Source organism: Parasutterella muris, from assembly GCF_009767915.1.
GTDB lineage: Bacteria > Pseudomonadota > Gammaproteobacteria > Burkholderiales > Burkholderiaceae_F > Parasutterella > Parasutterella muris.
Window position 1 is genome coordinate 35,620 of record NZ_WSRP01000023.1, and the last position, 9,000, is coordinate 44,619.

General features: G+C 48.1%; 10 protein-coding genes. 8 read left to right on the forward strand and 2 right to left on the reverse strand.

Annotated features, from left to right (window positions below):
- The first annotated feature begins 17 nt into the window (after positions 1–17).
- From E5987_RS08120 to E5987_RS08150, 7 genes are all read left to right on the forward strand, one after another.
- Complete coding sequence (locus E5987_RS08120; RefSeq protein ID WP_160335597.1) at positions 18–473, forward strand: acyl-CoA thioesterase; 456 nt, start codon at positions 18–20, stop codon at positions 471–473.
- A 73-nt stretch (positions 474–546) separates the two neighbouring features.
- Positions 547–1,356 carry an ABC transporter ATP-binding protein gene (locus E5987_RS08125; protein ID WP_160335598.1) on the forward strand — a complete coding sequence of 270 codons (810 nt, stop codon included), beginning with the start codon at positions 547–549 and terminating at the stop codon, positions 1,354–1,356.
- Complete coding sequence (mlaE, locus tag E5987_RS08130) at positions 1,353–2,141, forward strand: lipid asymmetry maintenance ABC transporter permease subunit MlaE (protein ID WP_160335599.1); 789 nt, start codon at positions 1,353–1,355, stop codon at positions 2,139–2,141. Before E5987_RS08125 ends, mlaE begins: the two co-directional genes overlap by 4 nt.
- A 14-nt stretch (positions 2,142–2,155) precedes the next feature.
- A complete protein-coding gene (gene mlaD, locus E5987_RS08135) occupies positions 2,156–2,641 on the forward strand; it encodes an outer membrane lipid asymmetry maintenance protein MlaD (RefSeq protein WP_160335600.1) in 486 nt (161 codons plus the stop codon).
- 14 nt (positions 2,642–2,655) lie between these two features.
- Positions 2,656–3,429, forward strand: a complete 774-nt coding sequence (locus E5987_RS08140; RefSeq protein ID WP_160335601.1) for an MlaA family lipoprotein — start codon at positions 2,656–2,658, stop codon at positions 3,427–3,429.
- Complete coding sequence (locus E5987_RS08145) at positions 3,426–4,052, forward strand: MlaC/ttg2D family ABC transporter substrate-binding protein (protein ID WP_160335602.1); 627 nt, start codon at positions 3,426–3,428, stop codon at positions 4,050–4,052. The genes E5987_RS08140 and E5987_RS08145 overlap by 4 nt, the downstream gene beginning before the upstream one ends.
- Positions 4,053–4,313 (forward strand): STAS domain-containing protein, encoded by a 261-nt coding sequence (locus tag E5987_RS08150; protein WP_160335603.1) that lies wholly within the window; start codon positions 4,053–4,055, stop codon positions 4,311–4,313. It begins immediately after the preceding gene.
- 43 nt (positions 4,314–4,356) lie between these two features.
- Here E5987_RS08150 and E5987_RS08155 read toward each other — a convergent pair whose 3' ends face one another.
- Both E5987_RS08155 and E5987_RS08160 read right to left on the reverse strand, forming a co-directional pair.
- Positions 4,357–4,839 (reverse strand): hypothetical protein, encoded by a 483-nt coding sequence (locus tag E5987_RS08155; protein WP_160335604.1) that lies wholly within the window; start codon positions 4,837–4,839, stop codon positions 4,357–4,359.
- A 21-nt stretch (positions 4,840–4,860) separates the two neighbouring features.
- Entirely contained in the window at positions 4,861–5,376 is a 516-nt protein-coding gene (locus E5987_RS08160; protein WP_160335605.1) for a glycine zipper 2TM domain-containing protein, read from the reverse strand.
- Positions 5,377–6,213: 837 nt separating this feature from the next.
- Here E5987_RS08160 and E5987_RS08165 point away from each other — a divergent pair.
- On the forward strand, positions 6,214–9,000 hold a 2,787-nt coding region (locus E5987_RS08165), incomplete at its 3' end, for a hypothetical protein (protein ID WP_202074589.1).

Consider the following 9,000-nt stretch of genomic DNA (forward strand, 5'->3'; position numbering starts at 1 on the left):
TAACTGAGATCAGACCAATGCTGAGAATTTACCGCCTGCCGATTACTGTGACTGAGGACTGCATCGATGTGCTCGGTCACACGAACAACAAAGAGTATCTTCGCTGGATGGAAGAGGCGGCGATTTCTCATTCGGACGCGCTCGGCTGGAATATGGAACGCTACCTGAAGCTGGGCGCGGCCTTCGCAGCAACGGTTCATAAAATTCACTATCTTCGTCCGACGCATGTGGGCGACGAGCTCATCATGAATACATGGGTCGAGACCCTTGAAAAGACAATCAGCCGCCGTGCCTTTTATCTGACACGCGGCGGCAAAGTCTGCATGAACGGGACAACGGAATGGACTTTTATTAATTTGAAGACCGGCCGGGCCGAAGAAATCCCTCCGGAGGTTGCCGAGGCATTCCCAATTGTTCCGAAAGGAGACCCCTTATTGAGGGAAAACGGTATTCGATGGCTGGAAATTCCTTAAATTCTGAACGCCCGGCCGCTGTGGCATAATCAATTATTTAATGGGAACTTATCCCAGGCTGGGTTTTATTTATATGGGAAGCAGCGATTACATTGTCGAAATAAAGGATATGAGTTTTGCCTACGACACGGGCAGACTCATTCTGGACGACGTAAGCCTGAATTTCCGCAGAGGACAGGTAATCGCCATTATGGGCGGATCGGGTATGGGCAAAACCACACTGCTCAAGCTGATCGGCGGCCTTCTTTCCCCGGATAAAGGCTCCGTGACGATTAACGGACAAAAGCTGGATCCGAAGAACCTTCAGTCGCTTTACCGCATCAGACGAAAAATGGGCATGCTGTTTCAGTTCGGCGCCCTTTTTACCGATATGACGGTTTTTGAGAATGTGGCTTTTCCGCTACGCGAGCACACGGATCTTCCGGAAGAGTTAATTCGGGATTTGGTGCTTCTGAAACTCGACGCGGTGGGATTGAGAGGCGCAGCTCCTCTGTACCCGTCAGAGATTTCCGGCGGCATGAGCCGCAGAGTGGCGCTTGCGCGTACCGTTGCGCTGGACCCGGACCTGATTATGTATGACGAGCCGTTTGCGGGCCTTGACCCGATTTCGATGGGCGTGACCGCGCAGCTGATTCGAAATCTTAACGATGTGCTCGGCTCAACGAGTGTCATCGTGACGCACGATGTGCAGGAAACATTCACCATTGCCGATTACGTTTATATGGTGTCGAGCGGCAAGATCGCGGCACAGGGGACTCCGGATGAACTTCGCCAAAGCAAGGACCCGTTTGTGGTTCAGTTTGTGAACGGACTGCCTGACGGTCCTGTGAAGTTCCAATATCCGGCGCCGTCTCTAAATGAAGAACTTGGAATCAAACCATGAATGTCTATGAATTAATCAGCGCGTTTGGCGCATGGTTCCTTGACGTCGTTCGCTCGCTCGGAGCGTTCGGACGGTTCTTCTGCCGGCTTTGCCTGAATTTAGGACCTTCGTTTACGCGATTTCAGGCGACGATCAAGCAGCTCTTTTTTGTCGGCAACTACTCTTTAGTCATTATCCTTGTCAGCGGACTTTTTGTCGGCTTTGTGCTTGGCCTGCAGGGCGACTATGTGCTTTCGAGCTACGGCAGCGAGCAGGCGCTCGGCGTTCTGGTGGCGCTGTCTCTTTTGCGCGAGCTCGGTCCGGTCATAACCGCGCTTTTGTTTGCGGGTCGGGCCGGTACGTCGCTCACTGCGGAAATCGGTCTGATGAACGCCGGAGAGCAGCTCTCCGCGCTCGAGATGATGGGTGTTGATCCAGTTCGCCGAATCCTCGGACCGAGATTCTTGGCCTGCGTGATCGCGATGCCGATTCTTGCGACGCTTTTCTCAGCGGTCGGTATTTTCGGCGGCTGGGTGGTCGCCGTCCCGATGATCGGACTGGATACCGGTGCTTTCTGGGCGCAGATGCAGTCCGGCGTCGAAGTGGTACAGGATATTGGAAACGGACTTCTGAAGGCCTTCTTCTTCGGAATTGCCGTCGGCGCAATCGCGCTCTATCAGGGCTATACGGCTCGTTCGACGCCTGAAGGCGTCTCTAATGCGACGACTAAGACCGTCGTGGTTTCATCACTTGTTGTTTTAGGGTTGGATTTCATTCTGACCGCCATTATGTTTACGAACGGTTAGGAAGGAAAACAGTCATGGAAAATAATAATTCGAGAACTAATTTTTTCGTCGGCCTGTTCGTCCTGGCCGGTATCATCGCGCTGCTTTTTCTGGCTCTTAAAGCCGCGAATTTGAGTACTGTCGGCTCCTCAGGCAATTACGAAGTGTCGGCTTACTTTGACAACATTGGCGGCCTGAAAGCGAGAGCTCCGGTTCGAAGCGCCGGAGTTTTAGTGGGCCGTGTGAAATCGATTACTTACGACAACAATACATTTCAGGCCAAAGTTGTTATGGCCTTGTCCGATAAATACAAATTCCCTGCTGACTCCTCCGTCAAAATTCTGACCGCCGGCCTGATCGGCGAGCAGTACATCGGCCTTCAGCCGGGCGGAGACGATAAGGACTTAAAGGACGGAAGCAGAATAGAATTTACCCAAAGCGCGATCGTTCTTGAGAACTTGATCAGCCAGTTCCTGTTTAACAAGGCCGAGGATAATAATTTCGAAGGCGGAAATAAATAATTTAGAGAATCCCCATGAAAAAAAAGCTTTTAACTTTAGCGGCGGCCGCATCAATTGCGCTCCTTTCCGGCTGCGCTTCTGTTCCTAATGACTCCGGCAAGAATCCTGCGGACCCTTGGGAGTCGTTCAATCGTCAGACATTCGCATTCAATCAGGGACTGGATTTCATTCTGTTCCGTCCGATTGCCAAAGGCTACGAATTTGTGACGCCCAAACCCGTTAGAGAAGGCGTGACACGCGTTTTTAAGAATACGATGGAACCCGCTAACGCGGTTAATAATATCCTGCAGGGCAAAGTAGAAGACGGTATTCTTTCTCTGTTCCGTCTCATGATTAACTCGACCGTCGGCGTGGTCGGTATCTTTGATGTTGCCAAGCAGGTCGATATTCCTCGAATGGAGGAAGACTTCGGACAGACGCTTGCTGTCTGGGGCGTACCTTCAGGCCCGTACTTTGTTATTCCGGTTCTCGGCCCGTCAACGGTTCGTGACACAGCCGGACTGGTTCCGGAACTGTTCCTCGACCCCAATACCTATGTGGGCGAAGCTTGGTTCACATGGCCGTGGTGGGGCGCGAAGTTCATCAACGCCCGCGCAAATCTGCTGCCTGTGACCGACATGCTCGACAACACGGTCGACCCGTATGTGGCAACCCGAAATGCGTACCTGCAGCAGCGTCAAAGCGCGCTTCAGGACGGAGACGGTCCTGCTATGATTCAGGAGCCGACGCTGAACCCGTTCGATGACGAACCAAGTGCAGATGCGGCTAAAAAGGAGAACGCTCAATGAAAAAAATTCTGAATCTCATCTGCTCGGCTGCTGCCGCACTGATGATCAGCGGTACAGCGATGGCCGCTGATATGAACCTTCCGCCGGAGCAGCTGGTTGAGTCGGTTTCTGTTGAAGTTCTGGAACAGATCAAAAAGGATCCGGAACTGAGCAAAGCGGATCCGATGCATGTGAACCGTCTGGTGGACGAAAACATCCTGCCGTATACGGATTTTGAGACCATGACCCGCATGGCGGTCGGTCCGTCCTGGCGCAAAGCGACAGCCGAAGAAAGAAAAGGGATCATGACTTCTTTCCGCAAGCTGCTGACAAACGTCTATTCGGGAGCGCTGAAAGAGGCTTCCGGCTACAGCGTTAAGATGGGTACTGCTCAGAAGGGCGGAGACCCGCGTTTAGTGATCGTCCGTACTCAGCTTGTTTCCTCCTCACACGATCCGATCAAGCTCGATTATCGCCTGATGGATAAGAACGGTCAGTGGAAAATTTTCGATGTGAATGTTGGCGGCGTCTGGCTCGTAGAAAACTATCGTTCACAGTTCGCGTCCGTGATCAGCAACTCCGGGATTAAGGGATTGATCGCGCAGCTCAGTGAGCGAGCATCCAAGGTCGGAACAGGCAAATAAATGATTCTTTCCGAAACAGAAATTCGTTTTGAAAACGCCGGGACGGTTTTAAAGACTGGTCTTAGCGCGATTTCGAACGGCGATACCGTCATTGACATGAAGAATGTCCGCAGGGCAGACAGCTCGGCGGTCGCGGTTGTGCTCGACTGGATACGCAGCGCGCAGAAATCCGGTCAGCCGCTTCATGTGATCAACCGGCCGGGCTCATTTGACAAGCTCGTCAGGCTGTACGGTCTTAGCGGTATCGTTCGGATTGACTAAAAAATAAGCCCGGGAGCAGCCCGGGCTTTTTCTTGCGCTCAAATTACTGTTTTGCTTCTGCTGCGTCTTTCTGCAGCGTCTCTACGGCCTGCTGCTGACGAACTTTGTTCAGCTCGATCTGAGTCTGAACGTTAGAACGCTTAGCTTCAAGATCGAGTCGTTTGCTCTCGAGTTCGATCTGACGCATCTCATCCTGATACTGTTCGGCTTTCAGCTGTTTTGCCTTAGCTTCGGCCTCTGCGGCTTCCTGTTTGTTTTTTTTCTCGGCTGCGGCTTTGGCTCTGGCTTTTGCCTGACGGCTTTCAGCTGCGGCTTTTGCCTTAGCGGCCTGCTGAGCCTGACGCGCCTTTTCGAGAGCGACGGCCTGCTCATTTGCCTGAATCTGCTGCTCTGCGGCTCGGACGTTATAGATCTGCTGGTCAGCCGGAGAGACCGGAGTGAGGGGTGTCACGGTTTCCGTAATCTGTGCGGAAGCGGCTCCGCTAAATGCGAGCGCGCATGCAAACGAAAGTATGCTGAGTTTCATCTGAGGCTCCCGATAAGAGAATTATTTGCATCCGTAAGGATTGTTCGGCTGGATTCGTGTGCTGGAAGGGCCCGTGGAAGTCATGATGGCCGGGCCGTATTTGAATTCACACATCTGGCCGACCTGAGCGGAGTTGAAAATACGCCCGTTCAGTTTAAATGTCAGCTGAACACCGTCCACAAGTGCGTTATCCGGAGAGGCCGCGCTGGAAGCGCCCGCACCGAGCGCCGCGCCTGCGATTGCGCCGATTGTTGTGCCTGAGGAGCCGTGGTGTGTTACCTGATTTCCGATGACAGCGCCCAAGATCCCGCCAAGTGCGGTGCCGACAAGCTGAGAAACCTGGCGGTCAGACTGATTGTTTACTGCGACGCGCGCAGGCTGAATCGCGATAATGTCAACGGTCTGAACCTGCTGGGCCTGGTTGACTTGATTGCTGCCGTACACGTCGGAGCGATATATGTCTCCGCTCGTCTGGCAGCCGGAGAGGATAAGGGCGGATGCCGCGATGGCGGGCAGCAAGATTCTGACTTTTTTCATGATCCCTCTTTCATAAAGATTTTATTTACGACAAGGGAACATGATAAATGAACCCTTAATTAATTCTTCAGGCTAATGCCCCGCCTTGATCATGTGAATTGTTAAAGTGTTCGAATTTGTTATGCAGAATTCCTTTTAGATGTTTGAGTTAGAGCTAAAGGTTCGGTTCACTTCCTCGTTCTCAAGGGCAGTAGCTGCGACTCTATCGTCTAAAAATATTTGGTTTTGATTATCTCTATGAAGTTTCAATAGATTTTAATTGAACAGCTAATAATGGTAGACACTCATTGGGATATCTTCTGGATGAAGCGTTGTTTTATTCTTTATCAGATGACGAATGAAAAATAAGAATTAAGGGTTTCTATGGAGTCATTTGTTTGTTATATGAGTACTTTTTTTGGTTCGTCAGTAGCATAATACTAACAGAATAAGGCTAAGGAACCCGAGGATAGAATGAAAGGCTTTTCTTTTGATAGTTTCTCGACTCACTTTATACATAGCCATCGATACATTAGTTCATATGGTTAAGGTCGTGGGCTAGCACCTAACCTCAATAAGTTTCTTAGAAAACATAAAGACGTTCGTTATATCTACCGTCATTGAAATTAGTTATCTCAAATTACAGGAAGCCAATTATGTTATGCAATTCTTTCTCAAGAATTGGTACTGTTCGAGTTGCATTACCAAAACGAAATACTAGGTCCTCCGAATCTTCTTTTTATAGATCGCCTTTGCGCAAAAGGGCTGTCACCTGCTCTGCGACATTGTATAGTACAAAAAAAATCCGAGCTGGAATGAAGAAGGGTTATAGTTTTAGCAGAGGTGAGGGGGGGTGTTTTGATTATAGCAGCCTCTTTGCTCCCTTTTCTTTCAACACCGGCTATTTCGGCCGAGTTGACTGTAGATAAGCAGATAGAAGAATCCTCTGAAAGCTTTAGGGATTTAGAAAATCTGACAGGAACAATGTCATCGGGAAGTTTTTTCTATTGGAAGAAACCAGGTCAGCAAAATTTAGAATTTGATAATGTTAAGGCAATTGAGTGCACAAATCTAAAGAATACTGCCTCGGGATCAATCTTTAAGACACTTTCATCGGGGAAAACGGAATCTCAAACTCAATTGATTTCTTTTAAAAATTTTGCTCCATCTATTTATTCTTCTTCTGGCGTGATATTTAGCGCTTCAGGAATTCAAGACTCTGTTATAAAAGTACACCAGATCGTCGAGGGGGATATGGGCGATTTAACAGTGCTTGGGAATACGTACACCGCTTCAATGAAGCCCATAGTTAGCCTAAATCCACCTCAAATGGGCGTATTTAATGTAACTCAGGGAAGCGCTCAGTACATCAGAGGAAATATTAGATCAATTACCCCTAAAAATAATGGCAAAGGAACAGTTATCTTATTAAGAGGGGACAATACAGACAGCAATGCATATCCTTATCCTACAGAACAAGCTTTCCTGGGTGCGATTGGAGATGTCGGCGATGATGAACATAGGTTTTATCAAGGAATTGTAATGGTTAGACAGGGGGATCAGTACATAGAAAAAATGGGAACATTGTACGCGACCCTCTACGGGATCAGAACTTTTGAATCAGAAAACGGGAGCGATGAAAAACTAACCTCTCTTGGACTGCCAACGGGGCAATACATAAAGTCGATTGAAAAGATAGACCTGAAAAGTACTGATAGTAGGAATGCGTCGTACGGCATCTACAGTTGGACAGATAATGGAAATAAAGGTTCTGGACGCTCGTATGTAGGTATTCGAGGAAAGAAAAATACAGCGGGTGAATATGTAGGTATTGAGATCAACAACCCTAATCATCTGCAGCCTATTGCAGTACTTAACATGGGAGGAGTGCAAGAGGTAGAAGCACTAAACAGTGAAGGAGTATCCATAATAGCAAAAGGAAAACCTAAAACAGAAGTTGGGAAACCTGATGTAGACTTGGCTTTAACAGCACGCATTCAAGGACAAATCCACAAAGACAGAGCGGACAGGTCTTCTATTCTTACAAAAACTAAGTTTATCGGTCCCTTCATAATTAACAATAGGGTTCTTGTGCAAGCTTCTGTTCTTCAAGGGAGTGTGACGAACCCGAAACCGCCGTTAGAAAAAGGTGTCTCAGTCGTAGAATTCTCCTCAAATAGCTATGGAACGGGGAGTGTCTTCAATCCTGGCTCATACATTGAGGTTCAGGCAGGAACCAATAAGACAGCATTAGATGGAGATGTGAATCCGTACAATAACACTCGGTTGCTTTTAACAAACACTAAACTGACTTGGACTTATAACACCTATATTTCCAATCTCGGAGTATTGCGCAGTTCTCCTTTGGTTAATCCTTCGTTAAGCACATCCTATGCAACCTCTGCTTTCGAATTTAATACAGTTCACGTTTCGGATAGACATGTTAGTCCCGAAAACGAACCTAAAAAAGAGTTTGACCCTGTGAAACCTGATCCTGATAAACCAGACCCAGATACACCAGACTCAGAAGATAAAGAGCCAAGTAAAGATATATCCTTGATTACTCCGATTGCTCTGGCTAGCGGTAGCTCTTGGATTAATGCGTCTGCTGGAACTTCATCCATGAACGAGGCGAGTTCTTGGAGTGTTCTTGATAAGCGAGCCCTAACCGATATAACAGATCCAACGAATCCCGATTTGGTTAGCCCAGGCCCGACCGATCCTGATCCGGTTGATCCTGATATTGATAAGCCGGATCAACCGGATGAGCTACCCTATAAGTATCCTTATGGTAATGGTCCATACATGAATTACTGGGCAATAGGATCCACCGATAAGGCTGCTCCATACTTTTATTTTGCAAAAATTGAAACTTCTGATGGTAAAGCCATTCAGTCAGATCGCTCTAATGCATCTTCTCTCGACTTCTACGTCAAACCTACGAATTTTTATCGAAACGGAACTAAGATTACAACCCTTTCCAGCTTAAATGCAGATAACCTCTGTGCAGGAGATAGTTGTGAAGGAGGCGACAGGGAAATTCCACCAGGTTGGAAAGGAGCCCGAAACGATAAACGACTGGCCGCTGCATTTTGGCTTCTTAGAAGTGCTGCCAATTCTATCTATGCAAAGGAAGGTATAGAAAATGTTGGTTCTCAAAGCGATATTATGATTAAAGATGACTTTGAGGACGGTTACAACAAAGGGTTATCCAAAGGAACCAAATGGCACATCCTTAAAGATGCAGACGGTAATGAGTTAAAAGACGATAGTGGAAATCCCATTATTCGCCGCTGGGATCCAAACGATCCGGATGCTGAGTTTGCTAAAGCTGCCGGTTGGGTAGTTATTCCAGAAGGTGTTGTTAATCATGCTCTGAGAGCTCAATGGTATTTCGAAGATATCGAATTAGTGCAGGATTCTGCGAGTGATGTGCCCTCTAGCGTGATCGGAGAAGGCGCCAAATACAGAGGAGAAATTATTGATTTGGCTACTTGGTTCCCGCAGTATCCTTTGGAACCGGGTTTTACTCATCCTCTTCCCTTGTTTCCTGCTACACCAATTCCAAAGCCGAATCCACAGCCGACACCTACAATGAAGTCAATAGAGGCAGTTTCACTCAGTCATTATTTTACATGGCGACAA